Origin of the sequence: Enterobacter sp. 03-F-07-AD-ECC (assembly GCF_047530935.1) — a bacterium.
In the GTDB taxonomy this organism is placed as follows: Bacteria; Pseudomonadota; Gammaproteobacteria; order Enterobacterales; family Enterobacteriaceae; genus Enterobacter; species Enterobacter cloacae.
On record NZ_JBLKBZ010000018.1, the window covers coordinates 38452 to 55748 of the forward strand.

Here is a 17297-nt window from a genome sequence, read left to right on the forward strand (position 1 = left end):
TGATCGTCAGAGATTAACCTGAGTCGGGCCACCGTTGTTGCCACGATCGTTAGTGTCTGGCGTAGATGACTCAATGCCGCTGTTCACAGGTTTCGTCGGCGGCGGCGCGGTTTTATCCGCTGGCGGGAAGTACAGCGGCCCCTTCAGCCCACAGCCAGTCAGACTAAACAGCGTGATGAGAACGGCAAGCGTTCGGAAAGCGTTTTTCATTATAAAGTTGCCCGTAAGTTCAAATCTGTTTCTATCATCGCAGGAGAAGACACAAAAGCAAGAGTTTGCCGCTTTCCTGCAACGGGAATTATTTAGGGTTATACTGCCGGCATCACGAAAAACAGGAACAAAACCATGAACGACAGTGAATTCCATCGCCTTGCCGACACCCTGTGGATGACCATTGAAGAGCGCCTGGACGACTGGGAAGGCGACAGCGATATCGATTGTGAAATCAACGGCGGTATCCTGACCCTCAGTTTCGAAAACGGCAGCAAAATTATTATTAACCGCCAGGAGCCGCTTCACCAGGTATGGCTGGCGGCCAGACAGGGTGGCTACCATTTCGATCTGAAAGGGGATGAATGGGTTTGTGACCGTAGCGGCGAAACCTTCTGGGATCTGCTGGAGCAGGCTGCAACCGCGCAGGCGGGTGAAGATGTGAGTTTCAGGTAGTGTTGTTGCCCGGTGGCGGCTACGCCTTACCGGGCCTACAACGGCTCGGACCGTAGCCACCCGGCGAAAAGCATCACGAGAAATACTGCTGCAACAGCGGTGCGGTATCCTGATTCGCAGGCACGGCAGGCGTGACGGCCTGAGTACGGAACGGAATCACCTGCGCACGGCCATCGACATTCACAATCTGGTAGAACTGCGGCAGGTTGAAGTTGATGAAGCTGGAGCCGTAGGTGAAGCGGTCATGTGATGAGGAGTAGAAGCGGCTAACGTCACGCACCAGTTCCTCTTTACTGCCTTCGCAGTGGTGATACACCTCTGCGCGGTTGGTCTCATCAAGAATATAGATGTTGAAACCAGCATCGTCTCCCGACTCTTCAAAGAAGAACTGGATAATCCCTTCACTGGCAAAGCCATCCACCACCTGCGGCAGCTTGACGTGGTTGGTCTCCACCTGAACCGACAGGCCATGCAGTTTGTTGTGCGAAATCGCGCCGTAAAACTCAATGGCGTTCTCCAGCTTCTGCACCGACACGTTCAGGCGTTCGAAGAACAGACCCCAGGTTTGCCCTGAAACACGCAGCGCTTTAAAGCGACCGGTTTCCTGACGGGTACTGGAAAGACGCAGCTCAATACACTCTGAAACTAACTGCTGCACGCGGGTACGAATCAAACCACGCAGGTGCTGGCTGTAGCAGAACACTTCCACGCTGTCCGGCGGCGCGGCATCCTGGTGCATCTTACCGAGAATGGTTTTCAACGCTTCGATCATCGCCTGCTCACCGTTGAAGTGCAGCGTACGCACTTCGTTCCACGAGTTGCGGTACAGCAGATCCACGCTGCCGACCAGGCAATTTTGCTGCTCGCCAAAGCTGAAGACGTCCAGCTTGCGGAAGTCAAAATGCACGACCTGATTGCGGAAGGCCGCCGTCGGGTCATATTCCAGGTTGACGATAATCGCCAGATGACGAATTTCACACGGGCTGTAGAGCGCTTTTGGCGTGGGTGCCGGCAGACGCAGCGGGAAGTGATGGGAGACATCCGCCACCATCTCCTGCAGTTTGGCTAAATCGACCACTTCGTTGCCTTTGATAAACAGGCGGGTGCGCGAGGTCAGCAGGCCGTTAAACCAGGCCCAGGCCACCAGCTTGTTCAGGTAGCGGTTATACTCCAGCGGCTGATGGCTAATGATTGAATCCATGCTTGGGGCACGGTTATACAGATACCACCCGGTGCGGTTCGCGCGGCCCGGCGGCACATAGATAAAGGTCAGGTTTGGCTCTGACAGATCGGGCGAAATTTGCGGGTTAACCAGGGTGACTTTGCCCGGCAGCGCTTCAAACGCGGCATACAGCTTGCGGGTCAATACCCCGATGTCCTGTGGGCTGGCGGACACGCTGAGGTTGTTACGGCGCGCAAAGCGGATCAGGTTACGGTAGCTTTGCATCATCGCATCAAGCAGTTCGTTGTGCGCTTCACGCACCTGATCGATTTTCCAGTTGGCGCGATTGTCGAGCATGGAGAGACGCTCTTCGCCCCATCCCCACTCTTTGACGAGCTGAGAAACTACTTCACGACGCCAGCCCACGCAGGCGCGTTCGCGGCTCAATTTCTCACAAACTTTGAGATAGAAACATCGACGCACCAGGTCGAGACGCGTGGTGTCATCAATGGCTTTCAGGTATTCGGTAACGCGTTCCAGCATCATGCAGTAGGCGTCAAGCCCAAAGGAGACAATCTCCCCGTCGTGCAGACGCTGCTTGATATCTTTCGCCAGCAGGCGTGGGGTTGGGTATTCCCAGGAATAGGCTTCGAGCAACAGCGTTTTCAGCACCGCTTTATACGGTGAGTCGATGCTCTTATAAAGCTGCCAGAGGCTCGCGCCAAAGTACTCTTCGGCCGACAGGGAGCTCAGGCCGCCCAAATCCAGCCATTCGTTTGGCGTCAGTACGCCCTGCGCGTAGAGCGACATCACGTAATCATCGTAATGCTCTTCTTCTTCGCACGGGACCATATTCCACAGAATACGCTTCCCGGCCAGACGCACTGCCGTACGGTAAAATTCGTCCAGCAATAAAATGTGCTGCGTGGAGCCACAGTCCTCACCACCCAGACTGCCGCTTTCGTTATGGCGGAAACGGTTTTCATCAATCAGGAAGAAGCTCACTTCCACGCCAAGCGATGCCGCCCAGCTTTCCAGCAGGCTACATTTACGCTGCAGCAACTGACGCTCTTCGTTATCGAGCCAGGATTGATGACAGACCCAGATGTCCAGGTCAGACGAACAGCTTTGCCCTACCGAAGAGGTGCTCCCCATGGAGTAAACGCCGGTGATAGGCAGTTCACCTTTCGGGGATTCCTGCGGCGGCATGCCACGGTAGAGTTCAAGTTCGTTGAGATAATGCTGTTGGGTTTCATCAGGCGTGAAAAGGCAAATGCCCTTGGGAACGTTACCGTCAAGGTAACCCGGCATCAGCGGATGGTGATAGTGCAATAATGTCGGCAGCAGACTGTATACCTGCTGGAAAGCAGGGCCCATGGCAGCAAGCGCGCGATCCACACGCAGTTGATTGATGGCATCCAGTCTCTGTTTCAGAGTCTCAATATAGAGGTACAAGACGTATCGCCTGATGTTTCCGGGTGTCGCAAGCTATTCAAAAACAAAAATAACAGCGAGCCCGCAGTATTTCAAAAAGATAACCGTTACCCTTTTTCGCCCTTATCATTATGCTGGTACCGACGAAAAAATGGTCTAAAACGTGATCAATTTAACACCTTGCCGATTGACCGTAAAGAAAGTTGCGCTACATACAAAGTGTAGCACCGTTCTGTACGTGTAAATTCCTTAATACGGCTGTGGCTGACGAGAACTCCCGCCCTGTCCCTCTCTTCTTCATCACCGTAAAACTGCCATCCCAGAGTCAACAATGTTAGGATGGTTAGCGATTGATAATGACGGTAACAAGCATGTTAGACAATGTTTTGAGAATTGCCACACGCCAAAGCCCTCTTGCGCTCTGGCAGGCACATTATGTTAAGCAGCGCCTGAAAGCCTGCCACAGCGGCTTGCGCGTCGAGCTGGTGCCCATGGTTACGCGCGGCGATGTGATCCTTGATACGCCGCTGGCGAAAGTGGGCGGCAAAGGCTTGTTTGTCAAAGAACTGGAACTGGCATTGCTTGAGAACCGCGCCGATATCGCCGTGCATTCGATGAAAGACGTGCCCGTCGAGTTCCCGGAAGGGCTGGGACTGGTGACCATTTGCGAGCGCGAGGATCCGCGCGATGCGTTTGTCTCTAACCAGTTTGACTCGCTAGATGCGTTGCCCAAAGGCAGCGTGGTTGGCACGTCCAGTTTACGCCGCCAGTGTCAGTTGGCTGAACGCCGTCCGGATCTGATCATACGCTCGCTGCGCGGTAACGTTGGCACGCGTCTGGGCAAGCTGGATAACGGCGATTACGATGCCATTATCCTCGCGGTAGCAGGACTTAAGCGTCTGGGGCTGGAGTCACGCATTCGCGTCGCGTTGCCACCGGAGCTCTCTTTGCCGGCCGTGGGACAGGGCGCTGTAGGTATTGAGTGCCGTCTGGATGACAGGCGTACCCGTGAACTGCTTGCGCCGCTGAATCATGACGAGACGGCCATTCGCGTCAAAGCCGAGCGTGCGATGAATACCCGCCTTGAAGGGGGGTGCCAGGTGCCGATTGGCAGCTATGCTGAATTAATTAACGGTGAACTGTGGCTGCGTGCGCTGGTTGGCGCGCCGGACGGTTCGCAGATGGTACGCGGTGAGCGCCGCGGTAAACCGCAAGATGCTGAGCAGCTTGGCGTTTCGCTGGCGGAAGAGTTACTGGATAACGGTGCCCGCGAGATTCTGGCTGACGTTTACGATGGAGAGCCCCCTGCATGAGTATTCTCGTCACCCGCCCTTCTCCCGCAGGAGAGCAGTTAGTGAGCCGTCTGCGCGCACTGGGGCAGGTGGCCTGGAGTTTTCCGCTTATTGAATTCTCCCCGGGTCGGGAGCTGTCCGCGCTCGCCGACCATATGAATACCCTTCAGGAAGGCGACCTGCTGTTTGCCTTGTCGCAACATGCCGTGGAATTTGCCCATGCGCAGCTACAACAGCAGGGACTGAACTGGCCTACCGCGCCACGCTATTTCGCGATTGGCCGTTCCACCGCCCTGGCGCTGCATACCGTAAGTGGAGCAGACGTGCGTTACCCGTTAGATCGGGAAACCAGCGAAGTCTTGCTACAATTACCTGAATTACAAACCCTAATCGGAAAACGTGCGCTGATTTTACGCGGTAACGGCGGACGCGAACTGTTAGGCGAAACGCTGCGTGAACGCGGAGCTGACGTCACGTTTTGCGAATGTTATCAACGCTGTGCAAAACATTACGATGGTGCACAAGAGGCGATGCGCTGGCATACGCGCGGCATTACAACGCTGGTGGTGACCAGCGGCGAAATGCTGCAGCAACTCTGGTCGTTGGTGCCGCTTTGGTATCGTGAAAACTGGTTACTCCACTGTCGGCTTTTGGTCGTCAGTGAGCGTCTGGCGAACCTCGCCCGGGAACTGGGCTGGCAAGATATTCGGATCGCTGATAACGCCGACAACGATGCGCTGCTGCGCGCATTACAATAACTCTCATAATGGGATGCCATAATGACGGAACACGACAAATCCTCCGCCGTGGTTGAAGAGACCAGGGAGACTGTGGACATGACGCCACAGTTAGAAACGACTGAGAAAACCGTTGAGAAGAAAAACGGCAGCAACAAGACCAGCCTCGCGCTGAGCGCGATTGCCATCGCCATTGCGCTGGCAGCAGGCGTCAGCCTCTACGGCCTGGTGAAACAGCAAAGCACCAATCAGACGGCAACCAGCGACGCGCTGGTTAATCAGCTCGCTGCGCTGCAAAAAGCGCAGGAGACACAAAAAACCGAGCTGGAAGGCGTCATCAAACAGCAGGCCGCCGCGCTTGCCGATGCGAACAGCAAACAGGAAGAGCTAACCAAACAGCTGGACGAAGTGCAGCAAAAAGTGGCCTCCATTTCCGGTACCGATGCCAAAACCTGGCTGCTTTCTCAGGCCGATTTTCTGGTGAAACTGGCCGGGCGTAAGCTCTGGAGCGATCAGGATGTCACCACCGCCGCCGCTCTGCTGAAAAGCGCAGATGCGAGTCTGGCGGACATGAACGATCCAAGCCTCATCACCGCACGTCGCGCCATTACCGAAGACATCGCCAGCCTCTCCGCCGTTTCTCAGGTGGATTATGACGGCATCATCCTCAAGGTAAATCAGCTCTCGAACCAGATTGATAACCTGCAGCTGGCTGATAACAACGACGACGATTCGCCCATGGATTCCGACGGCACCGAGCTGTCCAGCTCCCTGAGCGAGTGGCGTGTAAACCTGCAAAAAAGCTGGCAGAACTTTATGGACAGCTTCATCACCATTCGTCGCCGTGATGAAACCGCCGTGCCGCTGTTAGCGCCGAACCAGGATATCTACCTGCGTGAGAACATTCGTTCCCGTCTGCTGGTCGCGGCCCAGGCCGTGCCACGTCATCAGGAAGAGACCTACAAACAGGCGCTGGATAACGTCTCCACATGGGTACGTGCTTACTACGATACCGATGATGCCACCACCACGGCGTTCCTCGATGACATCGACAAACTGAGTCAGCAGAACATCACCATGAACGTGCCGGATAAACTGGCCAGCCAGCCGATTCTGGAAAAGCTGATGCAAACGCGCGTACGTAACCTGCTGGCACAGCCGGGCGTTCCGGCTGCGCAGACGGGTGAACCTGCACCAGCCGCTGCGCCCGCGCCTGAAAGCGCCCCACAAGGAGAGTAACGATGCTTAAAGTACTCTTACTCTTTATCCTGCTGATCGCCGGGATCGTCCTTGGGCCGATGCTTGCCGGTCACCAGGGATACGTGTTGATCCAGACCGACAATTACAACATCGAAACCAGCGTAACGGGTCTGGTGATCATTCTGATCCTGGGCGTTGTGGTGCTGCTGGCGCTGGAGTGGATCCTGCGCCGTATTTTCCGCACCGGTGCCCATACCCGTGGCTGGTTCGTTGGCCGCAAGCGCCGTCGCGCCCGTAAGCAGACCGAGCAGGCGCTGATTAAGCTCGCCGAGGGCGACTATCAGCAGGTGGAAAAGCTGATGTCCAAAAACGCCGATCACGCCGAACAACCCGTCGTGAACTATCTGTTGGCTGCTGAAGCAGCTCAACAGCGTGGTGACGAGGCCCGTGCCAATCAGCATCTGGAGCGCGCGTCGGAGATGGCGTCCGACAACCAGATCCCGGTTGAGATCACCCGTGTTCGCCTGCAGCTGGCACGTAATGAAAACCATGCGGCGCGCCACGGCGTTGACCGTCTGCTGGAAATCACCCCTCGCCACCCTGAAGTGCTGCGCCTTGCCGAGCAGGCCTATATCCGTACCGGTGCCTGGGGTTCACTGCTGGACATTATTCCTTCGATGGCGAAAGCCGACGTGGGTGATGATGAACATCGTGACGAACTCCAGCGCATGGCGTGGATTGGTTTGATGGATCAGGCGCGTGCCGATCTGGGCAGCGATGGTCTGAAAACCTGGTGGAAGAATCAGAGCCGCAAAACACGTCAGCAGGTTCCTCTGCAGGTGGCAATGGCGGAACACCTGATTGAATGTGACGATCATGACACGGCTCAGGAGATCCTCCTCGACGGTCTGAAGCGCCAGTACGACGATCGTCTGGTCATGGTGATCCCGCGTCTGAAAACCAACAACCCTGAGCAAATCGAAAAAGTGCTGCGCCAACAGATCAAAACCGTTGGCGATCGTCCGCTGCTCTGGAGCACGCTGGGTCAGTCGCTGATGAAACACGGTGAATGGCAGGAGGCGAGCCTCGCCTTCCGTGCGGCGTTAAAACAGCGCCCGGACGCGTTTGACTACGCGTGGCTTGCCGATACGCTCGACAAGCAGCATAAACCGGAAGAAGCTGCCGCCATGCGGCGCGACGGGCTGCTTTTGACGTTGCAGAATAATGGAAATCAGCAATAATCGTTAAGGAGGCCGGACGGCCTCCTTTTTTACGCACCCTTTTTGCATATCCATCAGGAAACGTTCCGGCCAATGTAACGATCTCTTTTCATTAACCTTTTTACACACACGCGCATCAGCCGCGTGGACTAAATCGTTTTTGAAAGGAAATCGTCATGAACTCGCTTTTGTATGCGCTTGTTGAAGCGCTGCGCTGTCATCGCTGGCTGCGTTTGCTGGCCTGCGCCTTTATTTTTACGTCGTTGGGAAATGGGTTAACTCAGGTTGTTGTCTTCGGTTTACTTTTAGACTGGTCGGCACCAGCCACTCTGCTTACGCTCGCCTTTCTTTTTGCAACGGTGCCTGGTTTTATCGGCAGCATCATCAGCGAAAAACTGTGCGCACACTATTCTCCCGTCTCTTTGTTGATCCTGTCAGAGGGGTTGGGCTTACTCGCCCTGTTATTCCCACTGCTGGGTATTCATTATCACAGTATTTCAGCGCTGCTTGCTGTGCAATCCACCGAAGCCCTGTTGAATGGGATGAGCTGGCCGGCGCTAACGTTGCTCTTTAAACGCGGACTCAGTAAAGCAGAGCTTCCTGCAGCAACCTGTCTTGAAAACGTGATTTTTGCGGCTCAGGTACTGCTCGGTACCGGACTGGGCGTAGTACTTTTCCAGCGAATATCGGTGATGACATTGCTGGCAATCGATGCTGCCAGCTTTCTGGGGTCAATGTTTATGCTGTGGCTGGCTGGAAGGACATTTACTGCGCAAGCACGCTCTTTATCCCCAGACGAAGGCTCCCCGGTTATGCTGCGGTGGCATGCGCTGACCCTCCGGCAAAAACGCAGTTTACTCATTTTGCCCGTTCTGGCAGCCGTCGGTTCACCCGCCATGGCGCTTTTACCGGCGCTAGCGCAGCAGATCCAACCGGAGGATGCTGCGGATCTCGCCTTACCGCTTCTCTTTGCCAGGAGTATGGGGCAGCTTTGCGGCCCTATACTGCTGAAGAGAGACAGCCTGCCGCGGCTCACTGCGCACACACCATTGTTAATGCTCTGCCTTAGCCTCTTTTTAGCGGCTTACGGTGTGATCCCGTTTTTATCTGGTTGGATGGTGTGTGCACTGGGGATGATTTTTATTGCGCATCTGGCATCAAACGTTGTTTTCGCGGTGGGAACATACGGTGTGCTAAGCAACTTTCACTCTACGCAGACTGCTTCAGCGAGTGGAAAAGTCTGGCGCTGGCAAACGCTCAGTGCCTCTTTGTTCACCGGTATTGCAGCGGCATTAACCGCCGCGTTAGAGGCACTACAGGCAATGTATATTGTCTCTGCGGGTGCGCTGCTTCTGGCAGCCCTGGTCATGTTTCGTTACCGTGAATAAGGCATAAAAAAACGCCTGCTATAAAAGCAGGCGTTAAAACAGGTCTGTAAGACAACATATTTGGTGCTTCACTCAACGTTATGCCCATGGTGTCTGATGAGGCCGAAGCGACATCTGTCAGTGGACGATAAGCACCGTAAATGGCTCTGCATCATTCCTGAGTTTATGAGGCACGAAGGCGAACATAAGAGATGGAATGAGCATCTACACGTATATTATTGCACGTTACATGCCAACGTTACACGAAGAAATTTTACATCGCGCAACATTTTAAGATAAAAGGAATTTCTGCTGCTAAGATCCGTCTGACGCACCATAAGATATCGGTAAAAGCGCAGAAGTGTCGTCAGAAAGAGACGGTTAAGACGCTGATGCAATATTATTTTAGTTTTCAATTAATTAAGTGTCGCTGGTTCGCGACAACAGGAAACGCGTATGTCGGGGAATGGATACAGAGGTGAAAAGCCGCAGAAAACAAAAAACCCCGCCGAAGCGGGGTTCAAAATTGGTCGGCGAGAGAGGATTCGAACCTCCGACCCACTGGTCCCAAACCAGTTGCGCTACCAAGCTGCGCTACTCGCCGATGTACTGCTTTTTGAATTTTTAGTTCAATTCATTAAAGTCGTGGTGCGAGGGGGGGGACTTGAACCCCCACGTCCGTAAGAACACTAACACCTGAAGCTAGCGCGTCTACCAATTCCGCCACCTTCGCAATTCACAACTCTTCAATAATGGGGTGGCTAATGGGATTCGAACCCACGACAACTGGAATCACAATCCAGGGCTCTACCAACTGAGCTATAGCCACCACTGTATTCTTTCACGCGGTACTGACTACTTCTCAGACCACCGCAGCTCTAGCGCCGGGACTAAAATGGCGCGCCCGACAGGATTCGAACCTGAGACCTCTGCCTCCGGAGGGCAGCGCTCTATCCAGCTGAGCTACGGGCGCTTAGCGCCGTTGCGGGGCTGGATATTACGTACCTCCGACCCCGCTGTCTAGTGCTTTTTTGAAAAAAATGCGCGTTTGGTTATGGTTTGCACATTTTGCCGCTTATTCCTCCACTTTCTGCGTGGTGCCGCGGCGCCCCAGCCCAAATAGCTTGTAGGCTGCAGTGACTGCCGCCAGGAAGATCATCCCGACAAACAGCGACATGCGGGTATCATCATTAAAGTACATCCCGATTAATACGCAAATCAGGAACGCCATCGTCAAATAGTTCGCATACGGGAACAGAATCGAGCGGAACGGATGGCTGGCAATCGCCTGTTTATGCGCATGGCGGAAACGCAGCTGGCTAATCAGAATAACGAACCACGGCACCATCCCCGGCAGCACGCTGGCACTGTAGACATAAACAAATACGCGCTGCGGGTTTGGAATAATGTAGTTCAGGCATGAGCCAATCAGCAGGATGACAATCGACACCGCCACACCCGCAACAGGCACACCCGCGCGGGACACTTTACTCATTGCCGCAGGCAACTGGTTGTTCTTCGAAAGCGCATAGAGCATACGACCACAGCTGTACATTCCGCTGTTACAGCCAGACAACGCCGCCGTCAGGACGACAAAGTTGATGATACCTGCTGCCGCCGTAATACCTATCTTCGCGAATGTTAAGACAAACGGGCTGCCTGTCGTGCCGATCTCATTCCACGGGAAGATGGTCACGATAACGAAGATCGCCCCCACATAGAAAATCAGGATACGCCACAGCACCTTACCCACCGCACTACGCAGCGTGACCTGCGGGTTCTTCGCTTCACCGGCTGTAATACCGATAAGCTCAACGCCCTGATAGGACGCGACAACGATACACAGCGCCGTCAGGAAGCCTTTCCAGCCACCAGCGAAGAAGCCGCCGTGCCCGGTCAGGTTACCGAAGCCAATCGCGTGACCACCGTTGCCAAAGCCGAAGAAAATGACGCCGAGTCCAACCACAATCATCACGATGATGGTGGTGACTTTAATCATCGCAAACCAGAACTCGATTTCACCATAAAGGCGAACGGCTGCCAGGTTTGCCATTGCCACCAGCCCCACAGCAATCAGTGCCGGTATCCACTGAACCATGTCCGGGAACCAGAACTGCACATACACCCCGATTGCGGTAATCTCCGAGATACCCACCGCCATCCACATAAACCAGTATGACCAGGCCGTCAGATAGCCGAAGAACGGGCTCATGTAGCGGTGCGCATAGACGGCGAAAGAGCCGGTCACTGGCTCCAGGAAGAGCATTTCGCCCATCGAACGCATGATGAAGAAAACGAACAGGCCAGCAATAATATATGCCAGCAGAACGGATGGCCCGGCCCATTTGAGCGTGCTTGCAGAGCCCATAAACAGGCCCACACCAATAGTGCCGCCCAGCGCTATCAGTTCAATATGACGAGCTTCCAGCCCACGCTGTAGCTCCGGTTTTTTCTCTGCCATAGATCCTCGGTTGTGTTTGCTGTTTCCCGGCTTAATACCAGGTATTGTTTTTTAGGGGTACTAAAATACGGAGCGAATGGTTTCTTAAATTCTGCAAAATGGCAAACAATGCATTAAAAAAATAAATGCATTGCACAGTTTCGCAGCAGTTTTGCAGGGGAGTTGCAGCGCGAACAGCATATCGCGCTACATTTTGATTACATTTTCCCGGTGTAGTGCCAGGCGAGATAACGCAGCAGACGGAGCTGGCGTTTAATACGTGTTGGTTGCGACAGCAGGCGGTACAGCCACTCCAGTCCCAGGTTTTGCCATACCTTCGGCGCACGTTTTACATGGCCAGTGAAGACGTCATAGGTCCCGCCGACGCCCATATAGAGGGCATCCGGGCAAACCAGACGGCAATCACGCATCAAAATTTCCTGGCGCGGTGAGCCCATCGCCACGGTGACAATTTTCGCCCCGCTGTCGCGCACGCGGTCAAAAAGCGCCTGCCGATCCTCTGGTTTAAAATAGCCGTCCTGACTACCCACAATATTAACATTCCACTGACGCCGCAGCTTCTGCTCGGTCTGCGCCAGGACCTCAGGCTTACCGCCAATAAGAAATACGGGCGTGCCTTCTGCCCCTGCACGTGCCATCAGCTGTTCCCAGAGATCGGCCCCCGCGACGCGTGAAACATTAGCACCAGGAAACTTTTTGCGGATCGAGCGTACCACGCTGATACCGTCCGCGTATTTAAACTCGGCGGCCTCGATCAGACTTCTGACTTCAGCGTTATCTTCTACCGCCAGCATTTTCTCCGCATTGATGGCGACCAGCGTACCGGATTTCATCTGGCCACCCGCAAAGAGAAAATCCAGCGCGTGTTGCATATCGCGCCAGCCAATAAGCTGCAGGCCACGCAGCGCGTAGCGCGGTGCAGAGGTTGTGTCGGTCATGACTATCCTTACTCAGACTTGCGACAGCGTTCTGCTGCCCTGTGGCTCGCGCTTATGCACAAGCCCTGCACTGTCAAACAGCCAGTACAGCAGTTTGGCCAGCAGCAGGCAGACGCCGAAAACGACCATAAAGAAAACCACGCGCGAGACGAAGGAATCCAGCCCCTCGCGCGCCAGAACGATCATATTGAAAATGGCACCAAAGCAGAAACTGTGCAAAATGGCGGCCTTGTAGCGGTTAGTCTCTTCGTTGCCGAGCACATAGAGCCAGTCAAACCATTTGATAATCAGCCCTACCACAACCGCGCCCGGCAGAATAAACCAGCTTCCGCCCATTACCACCAGCGAACCAATCAGCGTAGGGGAAATGGCCAGACCTGAATGGTTGTTCAGCACTTCCCAGGTGAAGTAGTTCGCTGTGTTGAGCACGGCACCCGGGCGGTCAGGCCACAGCCACGACGGGATAAACACATAAAAGTCACGCACAATGGGCGCCAGCCCCTGGAAATCGATCTTGTCGTAGTTTTGCAGCAGTAAAGCGAGGTTTTCCCACGGCGAGAAGGTGTCGCGCGTGAGATACAGGAAGGTGTAAAACGCTTCGTCACCGGCCACGTTCAGTCCATAGCGCTTAAGGGCCAGCCAGAACATCCCCACAATGCCAAACACGCCCGCTGCCGCCAGCATCCACAGGGAGATCCATCCGCGAATGATGCCGATAAACAGGAAAATCGCAAAGGCGATAATAATGTTGGCGCGCGTCCCACCCACAATCATGTAGGTCAGGAAACCAAAGGCGACCGTGCTCACCAGGAAGAAGAGCCAGGCCTTACTGTCCTGGCGCAGGAAAAAGATCACCAGCATTGCCGGGATGAAGAAATAGAAGAAGCGCTTAAGCGCCACGCCCGAAACTTCGGCAGAAAAAATCTGACTGTAGGAGTGCAGCTTAAACAGCAAAAAGCCGTTATGCATGAAGAAGATCCCCACGCTGACCAGCGCGATGGTCATCAGCATTACCCACGTCAGATGGGTCTCTACCCGGTTCATGGTGAACAGCGGACGACGCGGCGCACTCGCTTTCACCGCACGCAGACGCGTTTTATAGGTGACGTAGTACACCGCATAGAAGCAGGTCGCCGACAAGAGTGCCTGGAGCAGGATTTCCGGCGGCGCGACACTCACGTCAAAACGGAAAACCAGAATACTGGTCAGCGGAAAACCGAAGAAGAAGGTCAGAAGAAACAGTAACGAGAAGAAGACGTTAAAGTTAAAACGCACGCGGCGGAACTCAAACCAGGTCAGAGTGGCGATAAATAGCGTGCTCAGAAGCCATACCACTAACAAGCCGCTGAATTGCAACTGGCTCATGCGTTGTCTCCTGAAGCGATACGCAGCGCACGATGCCACGGCGTAAGATAGTTCGGGCTAAAGAAATCGATGGTACTTTTATCCACCAGCGCCAGTTGACGCTGAGCTTCGCGTACCACCTCCACGTTCAGGGTATCCGTGGTGAACAGCACCGGAATGTGTTGTTCAGCCATATCCTGCCAGAACGGATTATCGCGATTAAGCACACAGGGAACGCCTGCCTGAATCAGCAGGCACAGCGTGCCAATTCCCTGCTGGCGGGCAAAGATGAAATAGCCGAGATCGCACTGGCGAAGCAGCGCAAGATATTCATCAAATTCCAGCTTATCGCGCAGGATGTTCACATTCTCCGGGCTAAACAATCCCAGAGCCTGCTGACGAACGTCGTTGATGTAAGCATCATTGTTGGCCGGATAGCCCATCGGCACAACGACATTCACCGTGTCACCAAACTGCTGATGTACCGCCTTCAGCGCAGCAATATGCTCGTTGCTGCGATCGCCAGAGTTACCCACCAGGATCGTCAGCTTACCCTCACGCGGCGTATCGTTTGCCATGTTATTCAGCGCCGGGTTCATGCGTGTCGGGAAATAGAGCAGCTCACCGCGAACGTTGGGGTGCTGTTTCGCGAAGTAATTGAGATCGCCACGGGTGGCGAAAACACAGCCAACCCGCCCCTGCGCCATACGCCGTAGCGGGTAGAAGAGTCGGAACTTCCAGCCGCGGGAGACTTCATAGAGATCGGCTCCCCAGATATGCCAGCTGCACTGGGAAGGTTTAATCCCGCCACTCAGAAGAGCCAGCCACAGACCGGTATTAAATTGTCCATGGAAGAAGAAGCGCTGCTCACGATCCGCTTTCGCTTTCGCGACAACTGCCTTCGCCAGTGCGGCTTTATCCGGCCAGAAGGTAAGCGTCAGCGCCGGACACATCTCGCTCAGCCCCCTGTCCTGGCCTGCAACCATAAACTCGCGTGCATCGGGATTGCCCGGGGCCAGCTCATCGTTGAAGAACCGTAAAACGGTCTGGTTATGGTGTGGGATATCCGATCCCAGTATGTGAATCAGTGCAGTCATGCGCGTTTACGCCAAAGTAAAAATACGCCGCAACAGGCAGCGAAATAAACGATATAGGTTGCCATATAGGCCTGAGCCGCCCCCAGTGCACCGTGTGCCGGGATCAGCCAGTGTGAGAACGCCGTCAGGAGCGTAAACTGGCTTATCTCTGCCAGGATATACAAACGCAGCGAGGCTTTCGCAATCACCAGATACCCGAATACGTAAGCGCCTACTTTCAGTACATCCCCCACCAGCTGCCAGGCAAACAGATCGCGCATGGCGATGAATTTCGCCGAAAAGAGCAGCCAGATGGCGACATCGCGCAATAACCACACGGTAAAACTGGCCGCCGCCACGGCGGGAAGTACAAAACGCAGCGAGCGGGTAATCTCGCGGGTAATATCCTGTCGGGAGCTCAGACGCGATAAGGTTGGCAGCAACCAGACGCTAAAGGAAGCCGTTATAAATTGGAGGTAGGCGTCAGAAATGCTACTTACGCCCTGCCAAATTCCCACCTCATCCCAGCTGTAATGCGCCGCCAGCAGGTTTCGCATCATCACGTAAGCCACTGGCAGCGTAACAGAGGTAATGAGCGCCATCAGGGTAAATTTACCCAGTTGACCCGCAAGCACCTTGTCCCACTGCGGTTTCAGGTAGCTTAAGGGGATAACGCCACGACGCATCAGCATAAACGCCGCCGGAACGACCACTAACGCAGGTACCAGCGCCAGACCCAGCAGCGCGCCTTCATACCCGCCCAGGCGGTAGCAGAAGTAATAGGCGATAACACCTATAACGCTGCCCAGGATCAGCGCAAGCGCGTTCCCGGCAGCATCACGAAACCCTTTCATCAGCGCCAGTAGCAGGTTAGCCCACGCGATCCCCATCTGAACCAGAGCGACCAGACGCACCAGCCCTTCATAATGCGTGTGTCCAAACAGCCCCTGGCTAATGGGGGCCGCCGCCAGCAGAAACACCGCGGCCAGCAGAGTAGAGAAACCTAACACCATCGCCGACGATGTGCCGACGACTTTGCGCAACTGCGCTGCGTCATGCTGATGCTGTGCAACGTATTTCGTAACGCCGTTGAAGATCCCGGCGCCGGCCAATACCCCAAGGACGGTGACAAGCTGGCGGAAATTACCCGCCAGTCCCACCCCAGAAGGGCCGAATGAGACGGCCAACAGCTTGACGACCAGCAGCCCGGCGCCAATTTTGACAAGCGTGGACGCGGCGGTCCACACCGATGCTTTTGCCAGAGACATATCAGCCGAAATAGCTCAGAAGGGTATTAATCACCGTACGCTGGTTAACCGGCGCGAGGTTGTAGAACAGTGGTAAGCGAAGCAAACGCTCACTTTCTTTCGTGGTATAGCGGTCTTCATCCGCGAATGTCCCGAACGCTTCACCGGCCGGGCTGGAGTGCAGCGGAATGTAGTGGAACACCGCCATAATCTCAGCCTCTTTCAGCCAGGCAATCAGCTTGCTGCGATCGTCGTTATCGCGCAGTTTGATGTAGAACATATGGGCATTGTGGACGCAGTCTGCCGGAATGGTCGGCAGCGCAATACGCCCGGCTTTTGCCAGCGGTGCCAGCGCGTCGTAATAGGTCTGCCACAGGGACAAACGCTGCAGGTTAATGCGCTCTGCCGCCTCCAGCTGTGCCCACAGATACGCCGCCTGCAGATCCGCCATCAGATAGCTTGAGCCAATATCGCGCCAGGTATACTTATCAACCTGGCCACGGAAGAACTGGCTGCGGTTGGTGCCTTTTTCGCGGATCACTTCCGCACGCTCAACCAGCGCGCGGTCGTTAATCAGCGTCGCGCCGCCTTCACCACCTGCGGTATAGTTTTTGGTTTCGTGGAAGCTAAAGCAGCCGATATGGCCGATGGTGCCGAGCGCGCGTCCTTTGTAGGTGGACATCACGCCCTGAGCGGCATCTTCCACCACAAACAGGTTATGCTTTTTCGCGATCGTCATAATGGTGTCCATTTCACAGGCCACGCCCGCGTAATGGACCGGAACAATCGCCCGCGTTTTATCAGTGATCGCCGCTTCAATCAGCGTTTCATCGATATTCATGGTGTCCGGACGAATATCCACAAAGACGATTTTCGCCCCGCGTAACACAAACGCGTTTGCCGTGGAGACGAAGGTGTAGCTCGGCATAATCACTTCATCACCGGGCTGAATATCGAGCAACAGCGCAGCCATTTCCAGCGACGCCGTACAGGAAGGGGTCAGCAGCACTTTAGCGCTGTGAAAACGCTGTTCCATCCACTGCTGGCAGCGACGGGTAAACCCACCATCACCGCAGAGTTTGCCGCTGCCCATAGCAGACTGCATATAATCGAGTTCGGTTCCCACGACGGGTGGTGCGTTAAATGGAATCAT

Annotated in this window: 14 protein-coding genes and 4 tRNA genes; 6 read left to right on the top strand and 12 right to left on the bottom strand. The window is 54.8% G+C overall.

Annotation, left to right across the window (positions count from 1 at the left end):
* Positions 1-6: 6 nt before the first annotated feature.
* Positions 7-210 carry an LPS translocon maturation chaperone LptM gene (lptM, locus tag ACMWKA_RS20145; RefSeq protein ID WP_013099260.1) on the bottom strand — a complete coding sequence of 68 codons (204 nt, stop codon included), beginning with the start codon at positions 208-210 and terminating at the stop codon, positions 7-9.
* Positions 211-345: 135 nt separating this feature from the next.
* Between lptM and cyaY the strand changes: the two genes are divergently transcribed.
* The gene (cyaY, locus tag ACMWKA_RS20150) at positions 346-666 is read left to right on the top strand and encodes an iron donor protein CyaY (protein ID WP_013099261.1); all 321 of its coding nucleotides are present in this window, start codon (positions 346-348) and stop codon (positions 664-666) included.
* Positions 667-739: 73 nt separating this feature from the next.
* Here cyaY and cyaA read toward each other — a convergent pair whose 3' ends face one another.
* Positions 740-3283: a class I adenylate cyclase gene (cyaA, locus tag ACMWKA_RS20155; protein WP_013099262.1), complete on the bottom strand. Its 2544-nt coding sequence runs from the start codon at positions 3281-3283 to the stop codon at positions 740-742.
* 350 nt (positions 3284-3633) lie between these two features.
* Between cyaA and hemC the strand changes: the two genes are divergently transcribed.
* The 5 genes from hemC to ACMWKA_RS20180 all read left to right on the top strand — a co-directional run bounded on the left by hemC (position 3634) and on the right by ACMWKA_RS20180 (position 9099).
* Entirely contained in the window at positions 3634-4575 is a 942-nt protein-coding gene (gene hemC, locus ACMWKA_RS20160) for a hydroxymethylbilane synthase (RefSeq protein ID WP_248725808.1), read from the top strand.
* Positions 4572-5312, top strand: a complete 741-nt coding sequence (gene hemD / locus ACMWKA_RS20165) for a uroporphyrinogen-III synthase (RefSeq protein WP_029883127.1) — start codon at positions 4572-4574, stop codon at positions 5310-5312. Before hemC ends, hemD begins: the two co-directional genes overlap by 4 nt.
* A gap of 21 nt (positions 5313-5333) precedes the next feature.
* A complete protein-coding gene (gene hemX, locus ACMWKA_RS20170; protein WP_038985260.1) occupies positions 5334-6530 on the top strand; it encodes a uroporphyrinogen-III C-methyltransferase in 1197 nt (398 codons plus the stop codon).
* Between the two features lie 2 nt (positions 6531-6532).
* Positions 6533-7732, top strand: coding sequence for a protoheme IX biogenesis protein HemY (hemY, locus tag ACMWKA_RS20175; protein ID WP_014833715.1), 1200 nt, complete (start codon positions 6533-6535; stop codon positions 7730-7732).
* A 155-nt stretch (positions 7733-7887) separates the two neighbouring features.
* Entirely contained in the window at positions 7888-9099 is a 1212-nt protein-coding gene (locus tag ACMWKA_RS20180; RefSeq protein WP_222169264.1) for an MFS transporter, read from the top strand.
* A gap of 506 nt (positions 9100-9605) precedes the next feature.
* Here the strand turns inward: ACMWKA_RS20180 and ACMWKA_RS20185 are convergent.
* The 10 genes from ACMWKA_RS20185 to rffA form a co-directional block, all read right to left on the bottom strand.
* A tRNA-Pro gene (locus ACMWKA_RS20185) sits at positions 9606-9682 on the bottom strand.
* 42 nt (positions 9683-9724) lie between these two features.
* Positions 9725-9811, bottom strand: a tRNA-Leu gene (locus tag ACMWKA_RS20190).
* A 20-nt stretch (positions 9812-9831) separates the two neighbouring features.
* Positions 9832-9907 (bottom strand) — tRNA-His (locus ACMWKA_RS20195).
* A 67-nt stretch (positions 9908-9974) separates the two neighbouring features.
* Positions 9975-10051: transfer RNA gene (locus tag ACMWKA_RS20200), tRNA-Arg, on the bottom strand.
* Positions 10052-10153: 102 nt separating this feature from the next.
* On the bottom strand, positions 10154-11539 hold the full coding sequence (gene thrP, locus ACMWKA_RS20205) for a bifunctional threonine/serine APC transporter ThrP (RefSeq protein WP_251998735.1): 1386 nt from the start codon (positions 11537-11539) through the stop codon (positions 10154-10156).
* 197 nt (positions 11540-11736) lie between these two features.
* Positions 11737-12477 carry a lipopolysaccharide N-acetylmannosaminouronosyltransferase gene (gene wecG, locus ACMWKA_RS20210; protein WP_013099269.1) on the bottom strand — a complete coding sequence of 247 codons (741 nt, stop codon included), beginning with the start codon at positions 12475-12477 and terminating at the stop codon, positions 11737-11739.
* 12 nt (positions 12478-12489) lie between these two features.
* Complete coding sequence (gene wzyE, locus ACMWKA_RS20215; RefSeq protein WP_014833719.1) at positions 12490-13842, bottom strand: ECA oligosaccharide polymerase; 1353 nt, start codon at positions 13840-13842, stop codon at positions 12490-12492.
* Positions 13839-14918 (bottom strand): TDP-N-acetylfucosamine:lipid II N-acetylfucosaminyltransferase, encoded by a 1080-nt coding sequence (locus ACMWKA_RS20220; RefSeq protein ID WP_013099271.1) that lies wholly within the window; start codon positions 14916-14918, stop codon positions 13839-13841. Before ACMWKA_RS20220 ends, wzyE begins: the two co-directional genes overlap by 4 nt.
* A complete protein-coding gene (wzxE, locus tag ACMWKA_RS20225; protein ID WP_414760544.1) occupies positions 14915-16165 on the bottom strand; it encodes a lipid III flippase WzxE in 1251 nt (416 codons plus the stop codon). Before wzxE ends, ACMWKA_RS20220 begins: the two co-directional genes overlap by 4 nt.
* A gap of 1 nt (position 16166) precedes the next feature.
* Positions 16167-17297 (bottom strand): dTDP-4-amino-4,6-dideoxygalactose transaminase, encoded by a 1131-nt coding sequence (gene rffA / locus ACMWKA_RS20230; protein ID WP_414760545.1) that lies wholly within the window; start codon positions 17295-17297, stop codon positions 16167-16169.